23 protein-coding genes and 5 pseudogenes are annotated in these 26,010 nt (G+C 42.7%); 14 read left to right on the top strand and 14 right to left on the bottom strand.

The annotated features are described in order from the left end of the window. Positions 1-27 precede the first annotated feature (27 nt). Positions 28-3,159, top strand: coding sequence for a hybrid sensor histidine kinase/response regulator (locus H6F92_RS10775; RefSeq protein ID WP_190357826.1), 3,132 nt, complete (start codon positions 28-30; stop codon positions 3,157-3,159). Positions 3,160-3,273: 114 nt separating this feature from the next. Further along, positions 3,274-3,432, top strand: coding sequence for a hypothetical protein (locus tag H6F92_RS10770; protein ID WP_190357825.1), 159 nt, complete (start codon positions 3,274-3,276; stop codon positions 3,430-3,432). Positions 3,433-3,648: 216 nt separating this feature from the next. Here the strand turns inward: H6F92_RS10770 and H6F92_RS10760 are convergent, their stop codons facing one another. From H6F92_RS10760 to H6F92_RS10745, 4 genes are all read right to left on the bottom strand, one after another. Then, on the bottom strand, positions 3,649-4,563 hold the full coding sequence (locus H6F92_RS10760; RefSeq protein WP_190357824.1) for a DNA adenine methylase: 915 nt from the start codon (positions 4,561-4,563) through the stop codon (positions 3,649-3,651). Between the two features lie 218 nt (positions 4,564-4,781). After that, positions 4,782-5,297: an alpha/beta hydrolase gene (locus H6F92_RS10755; protein WP_190357823.1), complete on the bottom strand. Its 516-nt coding sequence runs from the start codon at positions 5,295-5,297 to the stop codon at positions 4,782-4,784. 167 nt (positions 5,298-5,464) lie between these two features. Next, positions 5,465-5,854, bottom strand: a complete 390-nt coding sequence (locus tag H6F92_RS10750; protein WP_002801387.1) for a hypothetical protein — start codon at positions 5,852-5,854, stop codon at positions 5,465-5,467. 167 nt (positions 5,855-6,021) lie between these two features. After that, a complete protein-coding gene (locus H6F92_RS10745) occupies positions 6,022-6,984 on the bottom strand; it encodes an orange carotenoid-binding protein (protein ID WP_190357822.1) in 963 nt (320 codons plus the stop codon). A gap of 616 nt (positions 6,985-7,600) precedes the next feature. Between H6F92_RS10745 and H6F92_RS10740 the strand changes: the two genes are divergently transcribed. The 3 genes from H6F92_RS10740 to H6F92_RS10730 all read left to right on the top strand — a co-directional run bounded on the left by H6F92_RS10740 (position 7,601) and on the right by H6F92_RS10730 (position 9,189). Continuing rightward, on the top strand, positions 7,601-8,197 hold the full coding sequence (locus H6F92_RS10740) for a PEP-CTERM sorting domain-containing protein (protein ID WP_190357821.1): 597 nt from the start codon (positions 7,601-7,603) through the stop codon (positions 8,195-8,197). Positions 8,198-8,728: 531 nt separating this feature from the next. Continuing rightward, positions 8,729-8,938 (top strand): hypothetical protein, encoded by a 210-nt coding sequence (locus H6F92_RS10735; protein ID WP_002760925.1) that lies wholly within the window; start codon positions 8,729-8,731, stop codon positions 8,936-8,938. Then, positions 8,935-9,189 (top strand): type II toxin-antitoxin system RelE family toxin, encoded by a 255-nt coding sequence (locus H6F92_RS10730; RefSeq protein WP_002760924.1) that lies wholly within the window; start codon positions 8,935-8,937, stop codon positions 9,187-9,189. Before H6F92_RS10735 ends, H6F92_RS10730 begins: the two co-directional genes overlap by 4 nt. 670 nt (positions 9,190-9,859) lie before the next feature. Here H6F92_RS10730 and H6F92_RS10725 read toward each other — a convergent pair. The 8 genes and pseudogenes from H6F92_RS10725 to H6F92_RS10690 form a co-directional block, all read right to left on the bottom strand. Then, positions 9,860-10,825, bottom strand: coding sequence for a permease (locus tag H6F92_RS10725; RefSeq protein WP_190357820.1), 966 nt, complete (start codon positions 10,823-10,825; stop codon positions 9,860-9,862). A 106-nt stretch (positions 10,826-10,931) separates the two neighbouring features. Continuing rightward, on the bottom strand, positions 10,932-12,269 hold the full coding sequence (locus H6F92_RS10720; RefSeq protein WP_190357819.1) for an anthranilate synthase component I: 1,338 nt from the start codon (positions 12,267-12,269) through the stop codon (positions 10,932-10,934). A gap of 349 nt (positions 12,270-12,618) precedes the next feature. Next, positions 12,619-12,996 carry a hypothetical protein gene (locus H6F92_RS10715; RefSeq protein WP_002734118.1) on the bottom strand — a complete coding sequence of 126 codons (378 nt, stop codon included), beginning with the start codon at positions 12,994-12,996 and terminating at the stop codon, positions 12,619-12,621. Positions 12,997-13,032: 36 nt separating this feature from the next. After that, positions 13,033-14,751, bottom strand: coding sequence for an ABC1 kinase family protein (locus tag H6F92_RS10710; RefSeq protein WP_190357818.1), 1,719 nt, complete (start codon positions 14,749-14,751; stop codon positions 13,033-13,035). A 146-nt stretch (positions 14,752-14,897) separates the two neighbouring features. Further along, positions 14,898-15,659 carry a HEPN domain-containing protein gene (locus H6F92_RS10705; RefSeq protein WP_190357817.1) on the bottom strand — a complete coding sequence of 254 codons (762 nt, stop codon included), beginning with the start codon at positions 15,657-15,659 and terminating at the stop codon, positions 14,898-14,900. Further along, the gene (locus tag H6F92_RS10700; protein ID WP_190357816.1) at positions 15,643-16,707 is read right to left on the bottom strand and encodes a ParA family protein; all 1,065 of its coding nucleotides are present in this window, start codon (positions 16,705-16,707) and stop codon (positions 15,643-15,645) included. The genes H6F92_RS10705 and H6F92_RS10700 overlap by 17 nt, the downstream gene beginning before the upstream one ends. 172 nt (positions 16,708-16,879) lie before the next feature. After that, a complete protein-coding gene (locus H6F92_RS10695; protein ID WP_002746402.1) occupies positions 16,880-17,605 on the bottom strand; it encodes a Uma2 family endonuclease in 726 nt (241 codons plus the stop codon). A gap of 252 nt (positions 17,606-17,857) precedes the next feature. Next, positions 17,858-18,547: pseudogene (locus H6F92_RS10690) on the bottom strand (IS630 family transposase); the annotation flags it as partial. Positions 18,548-18,951: 404 nt separating this feature from the next. Between H6F92_RS10690 and H6F92_RS10685 the strand changes: the two are divergent. Continuing rightward, positions 18,952-19,428: pseudogene (locus H6F92_RS10685) on the top strand (NF041680 family putative transposase); the annotation flags it as partial. A gap of 317 nt (positions 19,429-19,745) precedes the next feature. Next, a pseudogene (locus tag H6F92_RS26770) lies at positions 19,746-20,055 on the top strand (NF041680 family putative transposase); the annotation flags it as partial. A gap of 110 nt (positions 20,056-20,165) precedes the next feature. Here H6F92_RS26770 and H6F92_RS10675 read toward each other — a convergent pair. Beyond that, positions 20,166-20,516 (bottom strand): annotated as a pseudogene (locus tag H6F92_RS10675) (helix-turn-helix domain-containing protein); the annotation flags it as partial. A 90-nt stretch (positions 20,517-20,606) separates the two neighbouring features. Here H6F92_RS10675 and H6F92_RS10670 point away from each other — a divergent pair. The 7 genes from H6F92_RS10670 to H6F92_RS10640 are packed head-to-tail and all read left to right on the top strand — an operon-like array spanning position 20,607 to position 24,982. Further along, positions 20,607-21,002, top strand: a complete 396-nt coding sequence (locus tag H6F92_RS10670; RefSeq protein ID WP_190357814.1) for a F0F1 ATP synthase subunit epsilon — start codon at positions 20,607-20,609, stop codon at positions 21,000-21,002. A gap of 18 nt (positions 21,003-21,020) precedes the next feature. Then, the gene (locus H6F92_RS10665; RefSeq protein WP_242030091.1) at positions 21,021-21,380 is read left to right on the top strand and encodes an AtpZ/AtpI family protein; all 360 of its coding nucleotides are present in this window, start codon (positions 21,021-21,023) and stop codon (positions 21,378-21,380) included. Further along, positions 21,373-21,666, top strand: coding sequence for an ATP synthase subunit I (locus H6F92_RS10660; RefSeq protein ID WP_190357813.1), 294 nt, complete (start codon positions 21,373-21,375; stop codon positions 21,664-21,666). The genes H6F92_RS10665 and H6F92_RS10660 overlap by 8 nt, the downstream gene beginning before the upstream one ends. Before the next feature lie 12 nt (positions 21,667-21,678). Beyond that, complete coding sequence (locus H6F92_RS10655; protein ID WP_190357812.1) at positions 21,679-22,395, top strand: F0F1 ATP synthase subunit A; 717 nt, start codon at positions 21,679-21,681, stop codon at positions 22,393-22,395. Next, a complete protein-coding gene (locus tag H6F92_RS10650; RefSeq protein ID WP_002768905.1) occupies positions 22,388-22,666 on the top strand; it encodes a F0F1 ATP synthase subunit C in 279 nt (92 codons plus the stop codon). Before H6F92_RS10655 ends, H6F92_RS10650 begins: the two co-directional genes overlap by 8 nt. 4 nt (positions 22,667-22,670) lie before the next feature. After that, positions 22,671-23,459: a F0F1 ATP synthase subunit B family protein gene (locus H6F92_RS10645; RefSeq protein WP_190357811.1), complete on the top strand. Its 789-nt coding sequence runs from the start codon at positions 22,671-22,673 to the stop codon at positions 23,457-23,459. Continuing rightward, a complete protein-coding gene (locus H6F92_RS10640; RefSeq protein WP_190357810.1) occupies positions 23,456-24,982 on the top strand; it encodes an alternate F1F0 ATPase, F1 subunit alpha in 1,527 nt (508 codons plus the stop codon). Before H6F92_RS10645 ends, H6F92_RS10640 begins: the two co-directional genes overlap by 4 nt. Before the next feature lie 164 nt (positions 24,983-25,146). Here H6F92_RS10640 and H6F92_RS10635 read toward each other — a convergent pair. Continuing rightward, a pseudogene (locus tag H6F92_RS10635) lies at positions 25,147-25,880 on the bottom strand (ISAs1 family transposase); the annotation flags it as partial. Positions 25,881-26,010 lie beyond the last annotated feature (130 nt).

Genomic DNA, 26,010 nt, shown 5'->3' with positions numbered 1-26,010 from the left:
AAAGGAAGACTTGGCAGGAAGCAAATCATGATGAAACCCGACTCGGATCATCTCTTTAACGAAGATCTCGAACAGTTGTTAGAGAGTTTAGAAGACAAAGACAGCGACGGTGAGGAGGCTCTAGACGAACTCAGCTTTTTATTTGAGCCGGCAGCCAGGTCTGGGGCTTCTCTTAGCCAAACCCCGTCTTCCTTGCCCTCAGAACGGGAATTACGGGAACTTTTTGGCGGTAGCATCAATTGGGAAGAAGCCGCCACTAATGATCTTTATTCTACCCGTAGGCCTGCGCCAAAGTCAGAACCAGAAGATGGGGATGATCTGGAATCGCTGCTGTTAGAAAATGCAGCGGTCCGGGACTCAAAAGCAATTATAACCATCAGCAACCCCAATTTTTACGACAGCCTCGAAGACTTAGACGCTTTTCTGGAAAAACCCACCCCAGGAGCGCAATCGCCACTGCCAGACATCTTTGAATCCCTAGAGGCCCTCCTCTCGGAATCCACGGCAGTGGAACGGGAGACTGGGGCGGAACATCTCCAACGGTTAGAATCACTGGAAATTGCCAGAGAAAGCCAAGAGAATAAATTCGAGGATTTAGAAAAACTCCTCACAGGGAGCCCTCGGGTGGTGGCGGGGACTCCGGCCTCCAGTTTCAGTCCACCAAAACGGTTAAATAACGGGCGTCCCCTTGTCAGTAAAGCTTTTGAACAGATGATGCGGGTGCCGATCAAACAATTGGATAACCTCAGCAATCTGATCGGGGAACTGGTGGTTAAACGCAATTGCCTTGAACAGGAACAGAAAGACCTGGGTCTCTTTTTGGATAATTTGCTTAACCAAGTCCAAAAACTCAGCGATGAGGGCAGTTGGCTGCAGGATCTCTATGAAAGAACCCTCCTAGAAAAGGCTTTGCTGGCTAGTCGCAATCCCGGCGGTGCCATCGGTTACGGTAGAGTTAAGGGAGAAAATCAGGGCGATTCGGCTATGACTGGCGAACTAGAGGACCTAGATCTCGACCAGTTTGATGATCATTTCCATAAAAAAGTGCAAAAAATCATCGAATTGATCGTGCGAGTGCGAGAATCGGCCTCTGATCTTAAATTTGTCGTCGATGAAACCGATCAGGTGATGCGTAGTCTGCGACAGGTTACCACCCAACTACAGGAAGGGATGACCAAATCCCGCATGGCTCCCTTTAGTCAAACTGCCGATCACCTCCCCCGGTCAATTCGCGATATGTCCCTGAAACTGCATAAACAAGCCAAATTAAAAGTGGAAGGGGGTGATGTTCTCATCGATCAGATGATCCTTGAACATCTCCTTAGTCCCATGACCCATCTGGTCAACAATGCGATCACCCACGGCATTGAATCACCCCAAGAACGCATGGCCAAGGGGAAACCTGCCCTCGGTACGATCTCTGTCCAGGCATTCCTACAGGGAAATCAAACCGTGATCACCGTTAGTGATGATGGGGCCGGTATTGATGCGAATCGGGTTAAACGCAAGGCGATCAAAAAAGGCCTAATCAGCGATCGGGAAGCTCAACACCTCAGTCGCCAAGAAGTCTATGAACTCCTCTTTCGCCCTGGTTTTAGTACCAAAGATCAGGCCGATGATTTTTCCGGTCGTGGGGTGGGTTTAGATGTGGTGCGGACCAGTTTAATCGATGTGCGGGGAACGGCAACTATTGACTCGGTACTGGGCAAAGGAAGCACTTTTACCATCCGTTTACCCCTAACCCTGAGTATCTGTAAGGCCCTCTTTTGTGTTAGTGATCGTGCGCGCATCGGTTTCTCCAGGGACGAAGTGGAAGAAGTCCTCCTCCCGAAAAGCCTGGAGGTCAAGGTGGCAAAGGTGGAAGAGGTGAAGATGAGCTTTTACCAGCCCAGGGATATCCAAATGGATATGGATGGACGGCGCTGCGTTTTCTGGCAAAATACTTTACTACCTTTCCAACCCCTGAGCGAGTTGCTTTCCTACAATCGGCGGGGCGGTCGCGGTAGTTTTTACACCAGCAAACAGGAGGACGACTCTTTTTCGATCGTGATCCTGCGCGGTGGTAATAATCTCTTGGCAGTGCAGGTAGATCAAGTGATCATGTCAGAGGACCGATTCCGAAGCTCGCTACCGGAAATCGTCATCAAACAGATCGAAGGACCGATTCCGAAAACGCTTGGGATTGCCGGGGCGACGGTTTTAGGCGATGGTACGGTGATGCCCATCGGCGATGTGTTAGAGTTAATCGACATTGCCCAGGGTCGTCTGCGTACCGATAAGGGGAGTCCTTGGCGCCAAACTGCCCCCCCCGTAGAGGTGGGACCTGGGCAAAAATCGGAGACTATGGTGCTGATTGTCGATGATTCGATTACTGTCCGGGAATTGCTCTCTTCAACCTTTAGTAAAGCCGGTTATCGTGTGGAACAGGCCCGGGATGGTCAAGAAGCTTGGGAAAAATTACGCGGCGGTTTGCCCTGTGATATCGTTTTCTCCGATATCGAGATGCCCCGCATGAATGGCCTGGAATTACTGTCTAATTTGCAAAAAGACCCCCGATTAGCGGCGATTCCCGTGGCTTTCTTGACTTCCAAAGCGGCGTACCTTCATCGCAAGGAGGCGGCGAAATTAGGAGCTAGTGGTTATTTTACCAAGCCCTGCCCAGACAGAGATTTACTCTCGGCAGCTGAAAAAATGATTGCGGGGGAAGTATTACTAGCTGATAGTATTAAAGCAACTCCTAATCAGCTTTCATCCTCTCCTCTGGTCTTGATTGTCGATGATTCGGTAATCATGCGAGAAATGTTAACGATTTCTTTTGTTAAAGCTGGTTATCGCATTGAACAGGCTCGGGACGGTTTAGAAGCATGGGAAAAATTACGGGCCGGATTAGCTTGTGATCTGATTCTCTGCGATATCGAAATGCCGCGCCTGAATGGGTTAGAATTGCTCTCTTGTCTGCAAGAGGATGAACAACTTCAGGGGATACCAGTAGCGATGGTTACCGCACAAGAGGCGCAAAAAATGCAGCATCTCGCCGCTGCTAAAGGGGCAAAAGGTTTTTTTGTTGTCAAGCCCTATATTGAGAATGTTTTACTGTCGGCAGCCCAACGTTTGATCGCTGGTGAGGTATTAATCCAAAAAGAAAGTCTTGTAGATTAAGTTCAGTGGGACTTAAGTTTGATCGAGGAGAATTTCTACTAAGGTTTTTACCGTTTTCTCTAACTGTTCAACCCGCTGCTCTAAACTAAGAGAAGGAGCGGGAGGTTTTCAACCATGAATCCCTCGCAAAAATGCCTGCCGCATTGTCCTGAAATCCCAAGTGCAAATGGTCAAGGAGAAACCATTGAAGAAGTCAAAGAAAGCTTAAAACCTTTAGCTGATATTCGTCGAGGACTACCAAAAGAAGCGATCGAGGAAACAATTTCCCTATGAACAAGATGATTTAATCAGTATTATTCGACATAGACAAATTGAAAAAAAGACGAGAAGAAATCGCCAAGAATATCCATCAAGCGCGTCAAGACTACCAACAAGGGAAAGTCTTTCGGGGAAACATTGATGATATTATCGCAGAATTAAACAATGACTAAATTAATTCTAAGCAAATATTTTTATTCATGTCGTCTTTTCTTTTAGGCTTGATTTTTGTCAATTATTGATCAGTAATTCCCAGATTTCTCCCCTATTATTGCCCTGGGAATTGATATTTCGTCGGGCTTTTACCCGTTGAATATTATAATTTTTATATAAATCATCAAAAAAATTGTTGTCAGAGTCAAAGTTTTTAACGTCGGAATTGCTTAAAATAAATTTATAACCAGCCTGATCCACTCGATCAATAAATTGTTTTAATCGTATTTGCTCCTCATCGTTAAAATCTTCTTTAGTATAAGAGGTAAAAGCTGATGTTTTTTTAATCGGTTTATAGGGAGGATCAAAATAAAATAAAGTCTTGTTATTGGCATAATTTAGGGTTTGGACAAAATCCCCTTGTAGGATCGTCACTTTCTGTAAATGATGGTTGACAGCTAATAAGTTTTCTTCATTGCAGATCAATGGTTTGACATATTTTCCAAAAGGGACATTAAAAAGTCCTTTGCTATTGACTCTATAAAGTCCATTAAAACAAGTTTTATTGAGAAATAATAACAAAACTGTTTTTTCTAGACAGTCATCGCAGCTGCGAGAATTAAATTCTATTCTTTTATCCAAAAAAAACTTTTGTTGTTCCTCTAGATTTTTAAGTTCATAAAAATCCTGCTGAATTTTTTTTAGCTTGACTATTAATTCTTTGACATTATTTTTAATAACATTATAAGCCATGATTAAATCAGGATTGATGTCATTAATAATAACTTTTTGGACAGGAGAAAAATTATTTAAAACTGAGAATAAAACCGCCCCACCTCCGACAAAAGGTTCAATGTAGTTAAACTGACAATCTTGAGAAATCTGGGAATTAATCAAAGATAGAATATTGGGAACCAGTTGAGTTTTGCCTCCCGCCCACTTTAAAAAAGGTTTGCCGCTAACTGTTTTCCTTCGAGACAAAGAAGTGGTCATTATTCCTACCAGATTATCCTAATTTATTCAATTTACAGCGCAATTCATGAAAACCTGATCAGAGAATGCGTTACGCTGGGCTAACGCATCTGAATATCCAATATAAGTAACTGATTATAATTAAATTGAAGATAGATTTTGGGTTTGATCCCCCCTGCCCCCCTTAATAAGGGGGGTATCGGACAATTTTTAACACCTACCTACTTATCTATTAGATATCAGAAAGGTAAACGGGGCATTTTTTTCAATACTGATTCAATTTGGTTGATTAAATCGAGCAGACGATTGCCATCCACATGAACCTCGCTGGTGGGATAATTATCGAGGACTTCGATGATTTGAATCTCATTATCATTAATGGCAGAAGTGACTAAGGCACCCCGTAAAGCTTGCCGACTAGCGGCTCGATTGGGTGTATGGACAATTTCAGTCGCATAATCTAGCAAACTTTCGCCAAAAAAACTATTAAGAAATTTGGAAAGAAAGACGGCATCCACCGCTACCCGACGATTAAGGATTTTGCGGAATTCTTCGGGTTTTTGGTTAGCCATCTTTAATTGTGCCGCTAAAGCGGGAGCTAATTCGCCTGTTTCGCTCAATTGCTTTAATTCTGATACCGATACGGACCCTTGGAAGATGTAGTATTTGATGATAGCTGATTCGGCGGCTGACAAAGACTGACAAACACCGAGAAAGATGGATATTCCTAGGGGAAGTAAAAGATTTTTGAACATAAACCAAAGGTGCAAAACAAGCGAAAAGCGATCGGGATGATTGACTCATTCTAGCGGAATTGGTTGCCGCTTAGGAAAAACTTAAGACGGTGATGATTATCTAGAGATGAATTTTTTAGTCACCCAACTAGGGGCAGAAAGCTGATAGCTTAATGCTAATCATTAATTTACATTCGCGAGAGAGCAGCGATTTTCGCTAGTTTATCTTTTCCCAAACCGTTGAGATCTTCTAGCTTTAACCATCCTTCCTTTAATAGTTGAGCAAAGACAAAAATTAGGGAAGTATAGCGATAGTCATATTTACCATCAATCTGATGTCGTCGGGCGCTTAGATAATCGTGCATTTGCCAGATATCATCTAAAACCGTGATCTGACCAGACTGTTCTTTAATATGTTCTATTAAAGTGCTAGTTTCTCGCTGATAGGCTTTTTGGAAAGCAGTTTGAGCAATTTCTTGTTCCGTATCTGACCAAATTATTTCACTCATAGGCATGATTTTAGTTTTAGGGATGATAATTTTGGATTTTTGAACTACCTCGACTCTTTTCGCCCACATCTGTTAAGAATGATTGTTTAGTTATTCTTACCTAGATCGGAGAAGAAACCGGTGTATTTACCAATTTTTTTAAGTCAGCCTTTTAATTGTATAAAAAAAAGAGTTCACTTGACAAGGAACTCTAATAAATTTCATCAGAATTTTTAATGATTTCTCTCAGTAGCTATTTAGCCACGGGCAAAGTTTAATAATTCTTTCGGAGAAGCTAATAAGTCGATCGCTACGAAGAAAATTTTATTATCAGGAGTTAGGAGGAAGCGCCATGCCATATTCATACCCACACCTGCACCAAACCAAGGAGTTTGTACTTTTCCCGTCACTTTAATCTGAGTAAAACCGTCATCGGCGGGTTCCACCACACCGCGTTCGGGGATTAATTTCAAATTTTGGCATTCTTCCCGGAAAAAGCGATATACTGCCTCTTTACCGACGACGGGACGTTGGAAAGGTGGTTGCAGAGCGCCGTCAGGGGTGAATAATTCAATTAATACATCAAAGTCGTTAGCGTTGAGGTTGTCCATATAGTTGAGGACGGTGGCATTGGTAACGCCTTCAATGCTAACTTTGGTCCGTTCGGCAATATTTTGGGGAGGAACCACGGGTTCGGAAATACGGTTATAATCGCCCAGTTTCTTGGGATCGTAGCCCATATCCACCACACAATTCCGCAGAACGGTGATTTGTTGTCCCGACTCTAATTTTTTAATCCCTTCTAAAACGGCGCTGGCATTAGCAGATAGTTCATAACCTTTGGGAATTGGGGCAACACTGCCATCTTCCATCCATTGTCCTAATTGATACCAGAATCCCAGTTTGATATTAGCAGACCAAGTGCTGTAGGTGCGACAAACCGGGGTGTCAGCATGGTTAGCTAAGTCGCACATCACCTGCGATTGTTGCAAGGGTGACATCTGCCGAATTTCATTCATGGTTTTTTCGGCAAATACCATACTAGCGGCGCCGGGGGCGGCAACGGTGATGGTTTTGCCCATTTCTAGGTAGGCAAACCAAATCAAGGCTAGTTGATCTTCGGTATTCAGCTGATTGAAACGCGCAATCGTGGCGGGAACCACATCCGCTGATAGCGTGTTGGGGAAAATGCTCCGCGCTGATTCGATCGTAAACGGCATAGATTCACCTTGAAGTAAAGTTTTGTATCAATTTACTGGCATTCTATCATATTGGCGACCCAAGGCAGCACTGATGGAGAAAATTTCCCAAAAAAGCTGTACTTTAGATCACACTTACCCGGGATTATCACCAAATCTTAATGGTTGAACAACTGTTCTATCATTTATCTAGGGTTGGCGGCAAAAAGTTTTTCGTGGGGGCAGGGTGTGACCCCCCCACCCCCCCCGACATCGTGGGGGCAGGTGGGGTGTGGGGTGTAGGGTTTTTCAGGGGGTCAATTACCTAATTTTCAGGGAAAAAGTGCCTAAATTTTGGCGTTGTCAGATCAGAATATGAAGAATGAATTGCGACACAACGAAAGCCTTGCTCTGAAAGCGTTGTCAAGTTTGCTCTGCTGCGCCATCAATAAACTTGACAACGCTTGTCATTTTTGGTAGGCTACGGCGTAATTGCAAGCTCAACAACACTTTTTAGAAGGCACTTGCTCATGTCATTAGCAAAACTTATCGAAAAATCCATCGGGGGGGGGTAATACTTATCAGTCTCTCCGTCGCCAGTGGAGTACAAGCTGTAACTATTACGGTTCCTAGCGAATCTAATCCTTGGCTGGCAGGGATGCCAAATGGCTCTACAGCTTCCTTTACAGATGTTGCTCCCGATCAATCTCCTGTACAAGTGTTGGGACTTTCCCTTATTCCCGGACAAACACTTAATTTCTCCGTGACCGGGGCAGTCAGCAATACTCCCTTCCTACCCCCACCCACTGCTACGCCAGATGGGGAAGTTTTTATTAGCCATTCGCCTGGGAGTCAAAATGGAATTTCCGATATTACCGCTCCGATTAATTCTCTTGTCGGTGTCTTTTTAGATAACAGCCAGCCAGATTCGACTCCCGCACCTGCAGCTCTTAACTTTTCTTCAATTGGACTTAATTTTTCTTCGTTAGCTCCACAAGTTAAGCAAGTTTTCTTCATTGGCGATGGACTGACAGGAACCGGCAGTGGTGCTGTGCAGAATTTCATCGTTCCTACTGGTGCAACTCGCCTCTTCCTGGGTCCAATGGATGGTTTTGAATGGAAAGGCAACAGTGGCAGTTTTACCGTAACAGTTCAAGCAGTACCTGAACCCAGCACGATTTTCGGCTTAGGTATATTGGGACTTGGCGCTTTCTTCAAGCACAACCTAGCTAAATCTAACAAGTCGAATAAATAGGACAAGTAAACGGGTTAAACTTTGGGCGCAAACATTGCGCCCCTACATTGCACCTTGTGTAATCGGTAGTGGCCTATAGTGTACTGCCTTTCTTCGATAATCCTTTCTTATCACCATAACTCCGGCAAGCAGAATTAAGATGAGTTAGAGTTTAAATGCTTGGGAAAATAGGGTTCGTAGGCGCACGGATTTTCCATTATGAATATAATATCATGTCAAGGGGCTTTTGTCAAGAGAAATTTTGACAATATCCAGAAAAACGTAGCCTATTGTAGGGCTAATTCATGAATTAGCCGATTGTAGGGGTAATTCATGAATTACCCCTACACCTATTACCTAGTGATAAGTAAAACGTAGGGTGCGTTAGACGGCAAAAATTTATGCTTTGACTTGAAGCTAACAATCCGTCCTAACGCACCACCTAATCATCGACTATGATTGAATTAATCACTGATAACTGATAACTGATAACTGATAACTGATTACTGATTACTGATAACTGATAACTGATAACTGATAACTGATAAAGCTATGACACTCAAAGAACAACTAATTAAAGAAATCGAGCAGACACCTGACACCCTTTTGACTGAATTACTTGACTTTTTGCTCTTTATCAAAGAACGACATACTGCAATAGAAATTACAGAAGAAGAGCAAGCTAACATAATCGCTTCTGAATCAGCTTATCAAGCAGGAGACTATCTAACCCTCGAAGAATATGAGGCAACTCAAGCGTGAACTACAGAGTTATTATTCCGAAACCAGTTCAAAAACAACTAAACAACTTACCCAAACAACAACGCGAACGCTTAATTACTGCCATTAGACTACTTACCGATACACCTCGTCCTAGCGGAGTCAAGAAACTCAAAGGATATGATGACACCTACCGAATTAGAATAGGGGATTATCGCATCATTTACAAAATTCAAGATCAAGAAATGCTGATTATCATATTGAGTAGTATTCATCGAAAAGATGCTTATTGAACCTCTCAGTAGGTGGGTGGAATTAAATATAAGATGAACGTAGGTTGGGTTGCCTATAGATATTGCTAATCAACAGGATCATCATCTTTAGGGAGTTCCCAAATCTTAAGCAAAGTAGAACCTCTCTATCGAGAAGCGATTAAGATTGCTACCCAAGTATTAGGAGACAATCATCCCGATAGCCAAACAATTATGGAGAACTATAAAACTATGTTGTCGCAACTCCGGCAAGCAGAATCAGGATGAGTTAGAGTTTAAATGCTTGGGAAAATAGGGTTTGTAGGCGCACGGATTTTCCATTATGAATATAATATCATGTCAAGAGGCTTTTGTCAAGAGAAATTTTAACAACATCCAGAAAAACCTAGCCGATTGTAGGGGTAATTCATGAATTACCCCTACACCTATTACCTAGTCCAGTAACCCACCACCAATCATCGACTATGATTGGAATGATTGAATGATGGACTGTGATTAGGGAGCTAGTTAAGAGTGGATTAGAGATGAAGATTGATTGAATGAACCAATCATAGTCAATCCAATAATCACATCAATCATAGTTAAGACCGTTGGAAAATAGGGTTCGCAGGCGCAGGGCTTTCCCATTATGAATATAATATCATGTCAAGGGGCTTTTGTCAAGAGAAAATTTTTCTGACCCGGAAGGAATTCAACCTAGATAAAAACTGAGGATCAGAGCCACTAAAAAAGTCATTAACAGCCATAAAATTCCGCAATAAAGGACGATTTTAGGACGGAAAGCTGATAGGAGGAGGATAAAAGCTTTAATATCAATGAGGGAAGCGACCAGTAAAAAAGCTAGAGTGGAACCCACGGACAGATTAGTAATTAAAGAACCGGGGACAAAAGCGCTAAGACTAGCATTAACAGCGAGAGTGACACCAAAAAACAACTGCACGAGAATTTGAGTAACGGGAGTATTCCCCCAGGCAATTAATTGACTCTGAGGTAATAATAGCTGAAAGACACTAGCGATCGCACAGCCAATGATTAATAATCCCCCTAATTCCAGCGCTTCATCGATAAAGTTATTGAGAAATAACTGCACAGAAATTGGCCAAGCTTGCCTATCTCTAGCTTTATACTCATAAACAAGACTGCCGACTCTTTGTAGGGGTTGACTGGCTGCTGCCTCTGGTAAAAAACTCCCAGAAAGAACCAAACTCGATTCTAGGGGAATTTCGCTATCGGTGCGGGGTTTTTCCCGATAGAAACTAAAGAGAGTACCGATAACAATTGCCATTAACCAGACCGAAAGCGATCGATAGAAGAAAATACTAGAATAGGTGAAAGTCTGCCAAGTTAGCCAAAGAGTGACGATATTTAGGGTAGGTGCAGCGGTGAGAAAGCTAAACACCACCCCTGGGGGTACTCCCTCTAATAAAAATCTTCTAGCGACGGGAATTGTGCCGTATTGTCCGACGGGTAGGATTAATCCGATTGTACTGCCAACGATCGCTCCTAACAGTCGATTACGGGGAAATATCGCCGCTAATCGCTGTTTATTGACGAAAACCAGCAAAAAACTGGAAACGGCTGCCCCCAAAAGTAAAAAGGGAAGCGAGGTCAAGACTAAACTAAGAAAAAAAGTAACAGCGATAGAAATTTGATTCATGAATAGGGTTCAAGATCGGAAGCTATCCTACAAAATAGCAGATAAGGTAAAAAGTAAAAAGATCGGTTTTCGATGCAACAATAGGTTAGTTTGTTGAAATCAAAAATTAAAAAGAACGTAAAGCGATTAATTGTGCCTCAGCTTTATGAAGGGATTCTAACCATTCTTTTTCGGGATCGCTATCGGCAACTATTCCCGCTCCCACTTGTCCCCAAACGGTGTTTAAATTCCCTTGAGCAGTCATTAATAGGGTACGGATGAGAATATTTAAATCTAAACGACCCCGTAGGTCAATATAGCCACAGGAACCATAGAATAAATTGCGTCGCATCGGTTCCAATTCTTCGATAATTTCTAGACAGCGAACTTTCGGACAACCGGTAATTGTTCCCCCAGGGAAAAGAGCTTTAATTAAATCAATAGCATGATACTTTTTATCTAATTTTCCTTGAACATTACTGACCAAGTGCATAACGTGACTATAACGCTCGATCGTCAGTAATTCATCCACATGAACCGATCCCCATTCACAAACTCTACCTAGATCATTACGTTCTAGGTCCACTAGCATAATATGCTCGGCCCGCTCTTTTTTATTAGTTAATAGTTCCTCGGCCAATTGTCGATCGAGTGCCTCGGTTTTGCCCCGGGGACGGGTTCCAGCGATCGGTCTAGTGCTGGCTATTCCTCTTTCTAATTTTACCAATCTTTCGGGAGAACAACTAATCATTTCTCCCCAAGGGGTGCGCCAATAACTGGCAAAAGGAGAAGGGTTAATCTGTTGTAAACTGCGATAAATTTGCCATCCTTTTGCCCTAGTTGTGCTTTGAAATCTTAGGGATAAATTTGCTTGAAAAATATCGCCTTTTCTGATATAATCTAAGGCTTTTTTAACAGCTTTTTCGTAGTCGAGTTGAGAAGTATAAAAGATTAAGGGAGAGGGACGAGGATCGATAAACTCAAAATCCAGTTGATTGCTTAAAGATTGTTCGTATTTATCTAAATCTTCGGGTTTAGTGGCAGCTAACCAGAGAATTTGTGCTTGGTGATCGAGAATGGCAAAACTATCCGGTTCATACCAATAAGCGACGGGAAAAGGGAGAGTATCAGCTTTCCTGTCGGGTAATTTTTCTATTTCCCAAGCTAAATCGTAGCCTAACCACCCCAACCAACCACCATGGAAAGGAAGATGATCGGGAAGAATATCCGATCGGGTTTGGGGGAGTAAACTGCTTAAAAAGGGCAAAATTTCCCCCAGTGCGGGGGTCCAAAGCTGACGCGGGGAACCAGCACAAAGAGAGTAACGGGAGAGGAAATTACCCGGATAGGGACTTTCTAGTAAAGTAGCGATCGCATCTTGGGAGAATAAGCAGGCAAAAACATCGGAACCGCTGCGCTGATGCAGAGGAAGCGATCGCCAATGCCATGCTAAAGGTTTTTGCATCTAAACTCGCGGGCCAAAATAGCTGGGAAATTGGGTATAACTAGGGTTTGCGGCAAAAAGTTTTTCGTGGGGGTAGGGTGTAGGGTGTAGGGTGTGGGGTGTGGGGTTTTACCCATTTTCAGGTGGTCAATTACCTAATTTTCAGGGAAAAAGTCCAGGAATTTTCCCCCCAATCACTCCAATGGTCGGCACTTTTTGAGGGAAAAAAAGTCTAAAGACCTTATCCAACAAGGTTTTTAGATTTATTCAGCCAACCCTAACTAGGGTTTTGGTGTTAGTTGTGAGGGGGGTGATATTTCCTATCTGCTAACACCTATTATCTTAGTCCTAAATGTTTGCTGCCTCCTAATTATCCCCGATAATCGAGGTCAATTTCTTTAGAACCGCCGCGCTGTAATTGGCCTAACAATTCCCCTAACTGACTCCAAACCAAACCACCGATAAAGATAGTCATCGGGAGAGAGATAGCGTAGGCAACCCAACCATTGAGAATAAATATATCTAATCCCGAGGCAAGGAAAAGACAGATTCCTACACAAATACCAATAAAAGGAATTTGTAAGGAACTGGATTTTAAAAGATTTTGATCGTCTGAACCCTTATTTTTATACCAATTGTTAACCACTTGCTTGAGACTAGCTTCAAAAGCGGCCCCGCAGGTAATACCGATAAATAAACCAGCAAAAACTAGAAAATAGGGCGGTTGGGGCAGAAAATAATAATCCATAGAAAAAGTGATTAACCGATGATGACCTTAAACACTTTAACGCGAACTGGTTTCTCGCGGAAGGACAGCGGCCACACCTTGGGACGATAATTCCCGAAAAGCGCTCATGGCCACATCCAAGAGTCGCCGCGGTTGCAATTCTCCTTGAATTAAACCCCAGAGACGTTGTACTTCGGCCGTGTGGAGACGGTCATCTTCCGTCAAAGCTAATAGCAATTGACGACGCAGATAACGACCTTCTTCCGAGAGAAGAAAAGTGATGCCTAATTGCGCTGTGGGCAGTAAATCGAAGTTACTTTCCGATCGAGCCATTGTAATCATGTTTTCTAGGCGTTGCCACTGGAATTTACCGTCTTTGAACAGCACATCTAGTAAACGCCGGCGCAGTTGGGGCGATTCCCCGGTCAGGAGACGTTTAGCAACGTAGGGATAGGCTACTTGGACGATTTTGAAGTTAGGATCGAGGGTAAGGGCCACCCCTTCTTGGGTGACGAGGGAACGAATAATCAGGGCGAATTTGGCGGGAATCCGGAAGGGATATTGGTACATCAATTCGGAGAAATCATCGGTAATAGTGCGGAAATTGAAGTCACCGACCCTTTGACCGATGGCATTGCCTAAAACCCGTTCTAGAGCCGGAATAATTGGTTTTATATCCGTTTCTGGGGTTAAAAATCCCAGTTTGACAAAGTTGCTGGCCAGGTTTTCGTAGTCTTTGTTAATTAAATCGACGACGCAACTAGCGAGGGTTTCTTTAGTTTCCTCCTCTAACTGGTCCATCATGCCAAAATCGATATAGGCCATGCGACCATCAAAAGTGGCGAAAAGATTACCCGGGTGGGGATCAGCGTGGAAAAAGCCGTGTTCGAGGAGTTGCTGTAATCCAGAGGTTACGCCGATTTTAACGATATTATTGGGGTCTAATCCTAAAGCTTTGATGTTCTCGGTATCGGTGAGTTTATAGCCATCAATCCATTCCAGGGTGAGGACGCGGCGACCACTATAACGCCAGTAGATACTGGGAACTTTAACTTCGGGGTTATTTTGGAAGTTGGTGGCGAATTTTTCGGCGTTGCGACCTTCGTTTTGATAGTCGATTTCCTCAAAGAGTTTGGTGCCGAATTCATCGACAATCAGGGTGAGGTCGTGGCCGAGATTGAGGGGTAATAAACGACCGAATTTTTGGGCAGCCCAGCGCATTAGGTATAAATCGAGGCTTAAAAGCGCCCGCAGCCCGGGCCGTTGCACTTTAACGGCTACTTCTTCACCGGTGGGGAGTATCGCTTTGTAAACCTGTCCTAAACTAGCGGCAGCTACCGGGGTGGGGGATATTTCTCGATAGGCTTTTTCTACAGGCATCCCCAATTCTGTCTCGATAAGGGCAAAAGCGATGTGGTTATCGAAGGGGGGAAGTTGGTCTTGCAGTTTAACTAATTCGTCTAAAAAGTCTTTGCGAACGAGGTCGGGACGGGTAGAGAGAGCTTGACCGACTTTGATGAAGGTGGGACCCAAACGGGTGAGAATTTGCCTAAGTTCGCTGGCACGCCTGTATTTATTGGCTTCTTCTTGCTTTGTCCATTTGTCCCAGAGGAGACTGAGGAGAAATAATCCTAAAGACCAAATAATCACGAAAGCGCGACCGAACAATTGCCAAGGTTTGTAACGGTATTCTTGAGCGATCGCTTCTGCACTGTAAGGAGTGAACTGTGTTTCTTCTCGTTTCCGGTCAGTTTGACTGTCTTGATGCCGACTCACTAGCTAATCTCTATATATCTTACGCCACTTGATATTGTATCTAAGTTCCTGACATCAGTATACAAAACTACACATTATTTAATAATTGTTATAATTCCCTGAGAAATTATAAGTATTTATAACTAGACTGCTGGGGAAATTCTCGGCTAGTGGATGTCCTCAAGTACCTGATGGATATTTTCAACAAGCTGTTCTATAAAGGTAACGGCATCATTAACGAGATTTTCATCGATATTCCAGCGACTGCCAATGCCATAACTCGGGTCTATATCAGCTTCGTGGGCGATTTTGTTCCTTCGATCAACAATTATGCTAAGTTGGCTTTTAATATCTTTGGCTGGTTTATTTAGTTTGCTGGCCACTTCTTCCCACAATTTCTTGGCTGAAATTAGTCTAATGGCCTCCGCTATCTTGTCCGGTTGTTGAAAGCTTTTATATCTGAGGTTTTCTCTAATTTCAGTCTCTAGCCAATAATTACTATTAAGTTTGTTGGTGAGGAGATTTTCAATCATTGGTAGTACCTCGGAAATTGAGCGAGATTCTTGACCAAAAAAAGAACCGTAGTTTTGTTGAATTTCGTTCTCTAACCAAGAGCCAATACTAATAGCTATCAATCGTTCTTGTCGTGCGCCATCCAAGGAGACTTGAAAACGAGAAAAGGCAGATTGAGAACTGTTAGGAGTGGGAGAAGGTTCTGAACGTTGGCCTCGATAAATTTCTAGCATTCCTAGAGTAACCACTTCGTGAATATAATAATCTAAAGCGCTCACAGTCAGGACTAAAGCGGCTCTGAGGATATCCGATACATCTAGGGCGGAAGTAGTCTGAGATTTGAGGGAATTGTGGATAGCGATCAAGTCACGAACGCGGGCAAGACTAAGGCGAAATTGTTCAATGGCTAACTGCATAAATCTCGGAGGTAAGACCGATAACTTTGTCTGCCAAGTCAGAAAAAATATTTTTAAATTCTTCTTGTTTTTCTTGGGCTTGATCTAACACTTTACCTTGCCATTCTAATTGTTCAGCAGTTAGCGCAAAAACAGACACTTGATGCTCTTGAGATAAGGCAATAAGACTATTAAAATCAGGGATTTTTACTAGAGTACAGCAGTCTGGTACACCATTCTGATCGTAGATAAATTTCGGTAGCATCATGCCATTTTTTTCTAGGGCTGGAATCATTTTATTGCCAATATTTTCCTCGATTTCGTTAATCCAGTTTTCAAGAGCTTTTGTTTCTTTACCACGAATAATTCGATAGTTCTGAACAATAGTTCCCAAAAAATGTAGGTCAACTTCGGGAAAGGGATAGTTGGCTGTTTTGAGAATTGGTAAAGCACTAGCTGCCTTAGCCCATTGGTGCCACTTAGGCAATATTTTAGCTAAAGAATCGATAGCCATAACCGAGAAAAAATCTGGCGTGGTTGGCACAATAAAAAAGTTGCTGGTCATCAGTATATTTTGATTGATTGACCCCAAACTGGGACTCATATCGATTAAAATATAGTCAGCTTCAAATCTTTCGGCAGTTTTGTCTAATAAATATGTAATCGCACCGGGGAGATTTTTTAAAGCCTGAATTGACCCACTAAGTTCTTGAGCAATACCTAGGGTAACTTCATATTCAGCTAACCCCACATGACCGGGCAATAGAAATAAACGATCACGACCATCAATAGGAATACAGTCCACAGCTTCAATTAATCTCGGTTGAGACTCAAAAGCAGGTGCTAAAGCTGTTTTAATATTATAGTAAGTATTGTAGATGGCTTGTAGTCTTTCCTCCCTATCTTCACTTTCTTTAGCCAAAGCCATACCAGTTAAGTTACATTGGGGATCGGTATCGACAATAATTACTCTTTTGCCCTTCTCAGCAAGCATCCAACCAAGGTTAAAAGTGGTTGTAGTTTTGCTGACTCCACCTTTATGATTAAAAAAAGCTATTTTTTGCACCATGGCATTAATTATATTTGAAGATTGTTGCCCTTGGTCATTATTGTAACATCAGTGTGGAGATTTTGCCATGATTTCTAGGCTAGAATCAGAGTTTCGGATTACTCGTTTTAATGCCTAGCAATTAAGGAAAAATTGCGCCATGGTTTCCACCCTAACACCCCCAACAGGATATTTAAGCAATTTCATCGGGATTAATGCCCAATTCTCGCAGCTTTTGGGCTAATTTTTCTGCCCGTTGTTGTTCTCTTTCTTTGGCTAATCTTTCCTGTTCTTTGGCTAATCTTTCCTGTTCTTTGGCTAATCTTTCCTGTCGGGCCGACTCTTGAGGGGTGGGAACCAATTCACCTGATTCAGTGAAATAGCGCAATTTATTGGCAAAAATTCCTAAATATAATCCTAGTTGCTTACTCCATAAATAACCGTTTTCATTGGGGGTAATCGGTTGGTATTGTCCCTCGATTAAAGTGAATCCTTGCCATTCTAAGGTATTAGGATCAAACCAAAAATATTCAGGAGTCCGGAAAGTATGCTGATATAGTTCCTTTTTGGCTTTTCTGTCCACATTAGCGGTGGAATCGGAGAGAATTTCGATGATTAGATTGGGATATTTACCCCCTTCTCCCCAGACGACCCAACTTTTCCTGGGACGTTTCTCTGTATCTAAAACCACGAAAAAATCTGGTCCACAAAAATCTCGCTGTTTCAGTTGTCTTTCGTTATAATAAATAGTCAAATTGCCCGAAGCATAGTAATCGTTTCTATCTTGCCAGAGCCAATCAAGACAAGATAATAATAAAATAATTTGTTGTAAATGCAGATCACTTTCCACGGGTGGTTCATCACTCCATAAATCGGTGGGAGGACAGACAATATCGGTAGCAATATCTAGGGTTGTCATCGTTTATAAACCCATTGAGTCAATTTGGGGTGATTCTAGCAACAAGCCACAATCAATACAATTATATTATAAGTTCGATCGTTTTGCTTGGGGTGCATCTCATTTTTGTAAATCTACTAATTTGGGATTTTTAAGGGGAAACTTTCTCCTAAAATTGGGCGTTATACTAAATCCGGTTATTAAAAACTGATTATATATTCTCCGTTTTGCATGAGTGCCTCTTGCATGAGTGCCTCTCCTGATATGTATACTTTAGACGTTCATAATCTGAGATTTATTAAACTTCTGAAATCGGAGAGTGAGCAAGGAATCCAGTTCTTTTTTATGTTTCAGATGGGCATCATTCAGACATTCATAAATAGCTTAGGAAAAGTCAGAAAAGTTTTCATAATATTTACCATAAAAACATTTCTTTTTGACCAATTTCCACCGCCTTTCAATTAAATTTAGATTCGGCGAATAAGACGGCAGATAGAGTAGCTATATTGACAAATAAAGAGCCAATTTCTCAACAACTTTACATTTTTGATAGCGGGCATTATCTAATACTAGAGTGATAGGAACTATTAGTCCTAAAGCAGCTATTTTTGACTGGAGTTCACAGACTTGAGTTGCTGGAATATAAGTGTCATATGTTACCAGAATAACTTCATGAGTTATTGCATTTAATGCTCCCAAAACATTAAAGCGTTTACGCCCGCTCGGTGACTTAACGAAAAGTCTCTCAAAACACCAAACAAAACCGAGAAAAGCTCCCATAACCAAGGAAGCCGCATCAACAAAAAAAACAGCCCTTTTTCCTTCTTTAGCCTTATTTAGTCTGGGTTATAGCTTTTTTTCTTTGTAGTCTTCTTGTTCATCCTGGTCAGCTTTAGAAGGAAGAGAACCTACTTTTAAACATTTCATTCCCATTGATTTTAAGAATTTCCTCACTTGGGGAGGACGCGGATAGAAGTCGGGCTGTCTTTGGCGACACAAAGGAGTTGTAGTGTCTCTAAGTCGCCAAGATTGGCCGCAGAACGGTTGTTCCCCCATATACCTGACCGCCGATCTCATCAATTCTTTGTCTGTCAGTATAGGTTTGCATTAAGTTATTTCTCCTATTATTTGATTGGAACTGTCGAAGTAATAATGTGCCTCTCACAGCAATAATACCAAATCCGGTTCTCATACCCCCCTAACAAATTAAAGAAAATTTAACCAATGATAATCAGTCAAATTTTGGCTCTTCTCGACTTTGTGTGATAATTTTTGCTTATGAAATCGTGAAATGTCTACTGGGAAAGACTTTTAGGACTATTTTGTTAAATAAACTATCAGTATAGGCCTCGTTTCCACATTTCCACAGTGAGTACGGATGCGCTCCCTTTGTTAAAGAAACAGCAAACATTAATGCAGAGCAACTAATTCGGCTACGCCCTAATCGCTGTATTTATGCAGAACCTCCCCAATATCAAGGAAATGGGAGACCGAAAAAACCTGGTCAAAAAATGAAATTATCTGACCCAGAAACTTGGGCAGTTCCAGTGGAAAGTATTGAGATTGATGACCCAACTTGGGGAGTCGTAAAAATTTCGAGATGGAATCGTTTTCATTTTGAACAATCGGCTGATTATCATCTGTCTATAATCTTGGTTCAACCTCAGGGAAAAAAACTCTCTCAAAGGGCTACTACACCAATGTGGTTGGCTTGGATAGGAGAAGAAGAAATATGCTCAATCGACCTGTGGAAATTGTATTTAAGACGCTTTGTCCTTGAGCATTGGAATCGTTTTATGAAGCAAAGATTACACTGGACTTTACCTAAACTAGGAACCACTGATACCATTTTTCACAAGTAATGGCAGAGATGGTTAATTGCCCTCACCCCCCACCCCCCCTGCCCCCCCGACATCGGGGGGGCAGGGGGGGCAAGGGTAGGGCTGATTCATTCTCTAGTTTGATTCCTTGTTTGTCTGTCTTCAATCGCTTACGGGGCAAGCAAAGCAAGGCATTTTAAAAATTTTTCAGATATTTGTTCTGAGAAATTGACTGAAAACCTTGCCAGATAAGGATTTGATTGAATGACATTTGCGAGAATGAAACGACCCTAGGGGCAAGGGGGGGTAAGATACCTGCCAAGAATAAAGAAAAATGGTATGAGAAGGGTCAAAGATGGAGTGATTTAATCCCTATTATGACATGGCAATTATGGTGAGCTTCGTGAGATTATAGAAGATAATCCCTTACCTTGGCAAAAGCCTTTACCTGTGGAGAAATTAACCCCTGCAAGAGTGGCACAAAGCTTTTTGGGACTTTTGGTCGAGATAGGCACACCCGCCAAACCGCCAAAACCCAGAGGAAAGTCCCCAGGTTGGGAGAAGGGAAAAAAACGTCACAAAAAAACTCGTTATCCGACGGTGAAAAAGACAGTTACTCGACAGAAAAAAGAGATAAAAGAGGTAGCTTAAAACAAGAATTGATCATATTTCTGACTATTCTTAGCTTTCTGACAGGCTAAGACAAATTTTAATGTGCTTCCCCCGACATCAAACCGGACAGTCTAGTCTAAACTCCAGTGAAAAGCAGACTTAGTAAATTTGGCACTTCCTCCTTGATGTTTTTTCTTAAAGCTAGGATACTTAGTAAGACCAGCCAAGAAATTAGTAAAAGCTGTTTGTAAATGTCTTAACCCTTCGGGTAAAGGTACACAGCTAACTTCGTTTAAAAAGTCTAATTTTTCTTGTTTTTTCCAATCGGTTAGCATTGAAGACGTTGCAGCATATCCTACTCTTTCTTGTTTTTCGTACCAAGCTTGTGTTCTGACAGGGAGAGCTTTATTGTCAACTAATCTTACACGGCCCAAAGCGCGCCGCAATAGCGACTCTTGTTTTGGTGTGGGGTAAAATCGAAACGAATAGGCTTTTTCCATATCTCACGTTCTAGCATATATTTTGTAAATGCGCTAGTATTTAATGGTAAAGCCGCCGTAAAACGGCGGGGTTTCAGACCCAAATTTTCGATGAAACTCCGAGTTATATTGCCCACCCGAATCCTATTAGAGACAGAAGTTATTAAAGTCACAGCAGAATCGGGAAGCGGTTGCTTTTGTCTGCTGCCACATCACATTGATTTTGTCACCGCTATCTTGCCCGGATTGCTGTCTTTCACCACTCCTCAAGAGCAGGAAAGATTTATGGCCGTGGATGAGGGCATTTTGGTCAAATCTGGTTTTGACGTGCGGGTTTCTACTCGCCATGCTGTTGAAAGTGCCGACTTAGGATGCTTAAGAGAGGCGGTAGAAAAGCAGTTTCAAATCTTAGATGAGCGGGAAAAACGCACTCGCGTGGCTCTGACAAAACTGGAAGCTAACATGATCCGGCAATTTATTGAACTAGGAGGGCAGCGAGGGGACTAGACGAGAAATAATAGAAATATGGGTACTAATAAAATGGCAGCAAGAAGTCATCAAAAAAATCGTTTGCGCTTTAGCCGCAAGGTAGGGGGCCAGGAAGAGCGCAAACTCAGAGCTAGAGTAGAAAAGAAGCACAGTATATGGTTTGGCCTGGGCTTATTGGGATTGGTCGGCTGGTCAGTCGTTCTACCCACTCTCTTAGGTATGGCACTCGGTATCTGGATCGATCGAGAATGGCCGAGTCGCTTTTCCTGGACATTAATGTTAATGTTGGCTGGATTGATGCTGGGCTGTTTGAATGCCTGGCAGTGGGTTAAGCGCGAACAATCCGCCATCGAGGGCGCACGCGAGCAATCGAAAAAGGAACTCAATCATGATTGAACTGCTGTATTTTCCTCTGGCATTATTGGCGGGAATGGCCTTGGGTTTGGCCTATTTTGGGGGATTGTGGCTAACGGTGCGTCAACTCCCCAGAACCAATAATCCCACGGTATTAACTTTGATTAGTTTTTTGGGGCGTACAGGCATAATTTTGCTGGGATTTTATGCGATAATAGTTGCAGTCCCCCACTTGCCAGTCCTCCACTTGCTGTTAAGCCTGGCCACCTTCTTCTGGACGAGAAATCTAATATTGCAGCAGGTACAACCTAAATTCAGAAGCAACTAAGTACAATAGCTCATGTATCTAAGTCCTGACAAGATTATTTTCTGGCAATCAGGAGCAATTACCCTTAATGCTACTCTGTTATTTACTTGGGGGTTAATGGCGTTATTGGGCATTAGTTCCTGGCTAATCACGCGCCGACTATCGACAGATACTCGTCTGTCTCGCTGGCAAAATGTTTTGGAAGTTGTAATCGAAGAATTGCGGGGTCAAATAAGAGATATTAGCGGATGCCAACCGGATATCTACTTGCCATTTATTGGTACTTTGTTTATTTTTATCGCCGCTTCCAATCTCTTAGAAATCATCCCGGGATATCATCCGCCTACGGCCTCTCTTTCTACAACGGCAGCACTTGCTATCTGTGTTTTTTGGGCGGTGCCATTTTACGGCATACGTCAGTCAGGGTTAAAAAAATATCTCAAGCACTATTTAGAACCCCATCCCTTGATGTTACCTTTTCATCTGATTGGGGAACTGTCACGCACTTTGTCCTTGGCTATCCGGCTGTTTGGCAATGTGATGAGTGATGTCATGATAGTAGCTATTCTTTTATCCATTGCTCCTCTCTTTTTCCCGATTATCATGCAGGTATTGGAGCTACTGACTGGATTAATTCAAGCGTATATTTTTGCGATTTTAGCTATGGTTTATATTGCTTCAGCAACAGAAGCACAGCAAGTGGTTAATAATTCTCATACAGGAGAAAAGGAGCAAAGAAACCATGAATAATATTGGCTTGACGGCAATGATCTCAATTTTAGCGGCTGGATTAACTATGGCGATCGGTTCAATCGGGCCAGCACTGGGAGAGGGAAGAGCTATCGCTCAAGCTTTGACCGCTTTGGCGCAACAGCCGGACGAAGCCAATACGATTACTCGAACGTTATTTGTTGGTTTGGCATTTATTGAGTCAGTGGCAATTTATTGTTTTGTGATTTCGCTAATTTTAATTTTTGCCAATCCTTTTTGGGGTTATGTAGTGACTAAAGCGGGGGGATAATTCCGTGGCAGTTGATTGGTTTACCTTTTTGGCCCAAATTGTTAATTTCTTGATTTTGGTGGCTGTACTGCAAAAGTTTCTCTACCGTCCTATTATTCAGGCAATGGAACGTCGGGAAAGAACAATTAGCGATCGCCAGCAAGATGCAGAACAAAAGTGCCAATTAGCGCGAGAAGAAATCGAAAAATACCAACAAATGCAGCAAGATTTTGCGACTGAGCGCTCGACGATGTTGGCTGAAGTTAAGGCAGCAGTTGCACAGACGCAAACAGAGTTAATGCAAGGTATCCGCACTGAAGTAGAAGAAGATCGATCTCGCTGGCAAGAAATAGTTCAACGGCAAAAAGATGCCTTTTTGCAAGAGTTGCGACATCGAGCATTACAACAGATTCAGGAGACAATTCGCCAAGTTTTGGCAGCTCTAGCCGATGTCCAACTTGAACAGCTTGTCATTCAAGTTTTCCTTGAGCGAGTTCGCAATTGGGAGCGGGAAGAGAAACGAGTGCTTTGTCAAGCGATCGCCGCAACGGCCAAGACGCAGGAGGCAATCATCTCTAGCAGCTTTGAAATCTCGGAAGAATTGCGGCAGCAAATTATCTCAGTTCTTCGCCAAGAACTTGTTGGTGATCTGGATATAAAATTTGAAGTGAAACCGGCCTTGATCTGTGGCATTGAGTTAAAAACCTCTGGCCGAAGAATCGCCTGGAATGTCGAGGAATTTTTGAACGACTTTGAAGAGGATTTAGCCGTTGTCTTTACGCGAGAGGCGAGGGGTAATCAAAAAATACCATGAACCGAGATGAGCGAGCTTTACATCGATTGCTAGAGGATACCTTCTCTACCTGCCAACGGATTTTGGGCGAGCAGCGCCCACAACTTAAATACCGAGAAATTGGCACGGTAAACTTTATCGGTCAAGGGATTGCCCGGATTGCTGGCTTGCCAGGCGTCAAATCGGAAGAAATTGTTTGTTTCCCTGGAGATTCCCTGGGTATGGCCTTTAACTTGGATATTGATGAAGTCGGCATTATCCTCCTAGATAAAAGCGAACATTTAAAAGCAGGGGATGAGGTACGCCGGACGGGACGAGTGCTAGATGTGCCGGTGGGTGACGGACTCTTAGGGCGAGTAGTCGATCCCATGGGTCGCCCCTTGGATAACCAGGGGCCAGTGCGGGCGGCACAAAGATATTTGGCCGAGCGAAAAGCCCCAGCAATTATGGATCGCGCTCCGGTGACAGTACCGCTGCAAACGGGATTAAAGGTGGTGGATGCTCTGATTCCCATCGGACGGGGCCAGCGAGAATTGATTTTAGGCGATCGCCAAACAGGAAAAAGCTCGATCGCTCTTGACACGATTATCAACCAAAAAGGTGAAAAGGTGATTTGCGTTTACTGCGCGATCGGACAGCGCAGTTCGGCGGTGGCTAAGTTCGTCGCTGACTTGCAGCAGTATGGGGCGATGGACTACTGTTTGGTCGTCTTTGCCGCTGGAGAAGAACCACCAGGCTTGCAGTTTATTGCTCCCTACGCCGCCACGGCCATGGCAGAGTATTTTATGGAGCAGGGCCATGATGTCTTGATTGTTTATGATGATTTGACCGCTCATGCTCGCGCTTATCGAGAGCTATCGCTGCTATTACGCCGTCCTCCCGGTCGAGAAGCTTTTCCTGGGGATATTTTCTACATCCATTCTCGTTTGCTCGAACGCTCTACACGCCTAAATGCTGCCCGAGGAGGTGGTTCTTTAACTGCATTGCCGATTGTCGAAACCGAAGCCCAAAATATCTCTGCTTACATTCCGACCAATTTAATCTCAATTACCGACGGGCAAATCTATCTCTCTCCTGTGCTGTTTCAAAAAGGAATTTTGCCGGCGGTAGATGCGGGTAAGTCGGTGTCGCGAGTGGGGGGGAAGACTCAATTAGCTGCCTATCGTGCTGTAGCGAGTGATTTACGCCTATCTTATTCCCAGTTTGAAGAACTAGAGGTTTTCTCCCGTTTTGGCACTCGTTTAGATGAAGTCACTCGTCAAACTTTAGAACGAGGGCGGCGCGTGCGGGAAGTTTTGAAACAAAATCAGTACGAACCGATGCCGGTTCCCGAACAAATTGCTATACTCCTAGCGGTGACATCAGGAGTATTTGATCGATTGATGATCGCGGAAATCCCAGCGGCTGAAAAAGCTGTCGCTTTAGCAATACGCCAGCAATTACCCGAAATATGCGTTCACCTACAATCTGGCAAAAAACTGAGCGATGGGGAGAGCCAGAATTTAGTTAATATAGCCGAACAAGCAATTGCTAGCCCAGATTGACGATCCCATCGCACTCGGGCGAGGGATTCTTGGTTCAACCAGTCCACTTAAACTAAATAGGGTTGGCTGAATAATGGTAAGTAGTTGGACAAAAGTAAAGTTAACTGTGGGGTAAGGAGTCTCCGAGTCGGTCGTCGGTCGTCGGTCGTCGGTCGTCAGTAAGAAATAATTCTTGGCAGATTTTCAAAATCTTTTCTTTCATTTTTTCCTCACTTTAAAAACTTCTATTTTTCTTGATATTTTTCTGCCCTGACTATTATCTTGTTCAAGAAAGCAACTTTCTGGCTTTGAGGAATTACTCAGGTCTTGTATTCGCTGATCAAGATTTTTCTGATTTCCTTTAATGGTGATAACATAATCATTTTTACTCTTGGTTATTAAGCTGATTTTTTTTCTGACAGTGTAAAGCATCGCCAGTAAAGAATTTATTGGGGAGAGAGCAATGCTTGATTATAGCTTGACCTTCTTCGATTTCAGACCCTTTTTTGTTTTCGATTCTTTTTAATTGTAATACCAATCGACTTTCTTGACTAAACAATGAGACCAACCTAATTAGGTTGTTTTTGAGATTTTTTCCATCTATATCTAGCCAATTTATATCACCTCTTTGTCCATATTATTGCCAAGCACATTCATTAAATACTCGTAATAAACTCTGCCATAAATCCCATCATTACCCTTCTAATTGTTGAATAGGATCAGACTATTTCTGGAATTTGTTAAATTCTTGACTGAGCCTATGTCGATTATTTTTAGCAAACTCTCCTAGCTCTCTATAACCTAAGTATCCCAGCATTGTTCCTAGTATTAGTAATAATACTATCCATAAAGGTTGTCTTTTTCCTTTATCTTTCCGAAAGTCCTTGACTTGTTTCAGTTTTTCTATTAGGCTCAACATATATTTAAAAGGTTGGTGGTCACTGCTCATTTTACCAAGACAGTGATCGCTTTTACTTTTGACATTCTGATGGGAGAATGAAACAGCCCTACTTTAAGGGGGGGTATCTGACAATTTTTAACACCTAACC

The sequence above is a fragment of the Microcystis wesenbergii FACHB-1317 genome (genome assembly GCF_014696875.1).
Taxonomy (GTDB): domain Bacteria; phylum Cyanobacteriota; class Cyanobacteriia; order Cyanobacteriales; family Microcystaceae; genus Microcystis; species Microcystis wesenbergii_A.
This window is presented reverse-complemented; position numbering and strand designations above follow the sequence as displayed.

Bases quoted from the DNA above. Each gene is read 5' to 3' on its own strand.
- H6F92_RS10755 (WP_190357823.1), bottom strand. From the start codon at position 5,297: ATGTTCAAAAATCTTTTACTTCCCCTAGGAATATCCATCTTTCTCGGT.
- H6F92_RS10760 (WP_190357824.1), bottom strand. From the start codon at position 4,563: ATGACCACTTCTTTGTCTCGAAGGAAAACAGTTAGCGGCAAACCTTTT.
- H6F92_RS10770 (WP_190357825.1), top strand. From the start codon at position 3,274: ATGAATCCCTCGCAAAAATGCCTGCCGCATTGTCCTGAAATCCCAAGT.
- H6F92_RS10720 (WP_190357819.1), bottom strand. From the start codon at position 12,269: ATGCAAAAACCTTTAGCATGGCATTGGCGATCGCTTCCTCTGCATCAG.
- H6F92_RS10655 (WP_190357812.1), top strand. From the start codon at position 21,679: ATGTATCTAAGTCCTGACAAGATTATTTTCTGGCAATCAGGAGCAATT.
- H6F92_RS10750 (WP_002801387.1), bottom strand. From the start codon at position 5,854: ATGTGGGCGAAAAGAGTCGAGGTAGTTCAAAAATCCAAAATTATCATC.
- H6F92_RS10745 (WP_190357822.1), bottom strand. From the start codon at position 6,984: ATGCCGTTTACGATCGAATCAGCGCGGAGCATTTTCCCCAACACGCTA.
- H6F92_RS10725 (WP_190357820.1), bottom strand. From the start codon at position 10,825: ATGAATCAAATTTCTATCGCTGTTACTTTTTTTCTTAGTTTAGTCTTG.
- H6F92_RS10705 (WP_190357817.1), bottom strand. From the start codon at position 15,659: ATGCAGTTAGCCATTGAACAATTTCGCCTTAGTCTTGCCCGCGTTCGT.
- H6F92_RS10650 (WP_002768905.1), top strand. From the start codon at position 22,388: ATGAATAATATTGGCTTGACGGCAATGATCTCAATTTTAGCGGCTGGA.
- H6F92_RS10740 (WP_190357821.1), top strand. From the start codon at position 7,601: ATGCCAAATGGCTCTACAGCTTCCTTTACAGATGTTGCTCCCGATCAA.
- H6F92_RS10665 (WP_242030091.1), top strand. From the start codon at position 21,021: ATGGGTACTAATAAAATGGCAGCAAGAAGTCATCAAAAAAATCGTTTG.
- H6F92_RS10640 (WP_190357810.1), top strand. From the start codon at position 23,456: ATGAACCGAGATGAGCGAGCTTTACATCGATTGCTAGAGGATACCTTC.
- H6F92_RS10670 (WP_190357814.1), top strand. From the start codon at position 20,607: ATGAAACTCCGAGTTATATTGCCCACCCGAATCCTATTAGAGACAGAA.
- H6F92_RS10735 (WP_002760925.1), top strand. From the start codon at position 8,729: ATGACACTCAAAGAACAACTAATTAAAGAAATCGAGCAGACACCTGAC.
- H6F92_RS10695 (WP_002746402.1), bottom strand. From the start codon at position 17,605: ATGACAACCCTAGATATTGCTACCGATATTGTCTGTCCTCCCACCGAT.
- H6F92_RS10715 (WP_002734118.1), bottom strand. From the start codon at position 12,996: ATGGATTATTATTTTCTGCCCCAACCGCCCTATTTTCTAGTTTTTGCT.
- H6F92_RS10660 (WP_190357813.1), top strand. From the start codon at position 21,373: ATGATTGAACTGCTGTATTTTCCTCTGGCATTATTGGCGGGAATGGCC.
- H6F92_RS10700 (WP_190357816.1), bottom strand. From the start codon at position 16,707: ATGGTGCAAAAAATAGCTTTTTTTAATCATAAAGGTGGAGTCAGCAAA.
- H6F92_RS10775 (WP_190357826.1), top strand. From the start codon at position 28: ATGATGAAACCCGACTCGGATCATCTCTTTAACGAAGATCTCGAACAG.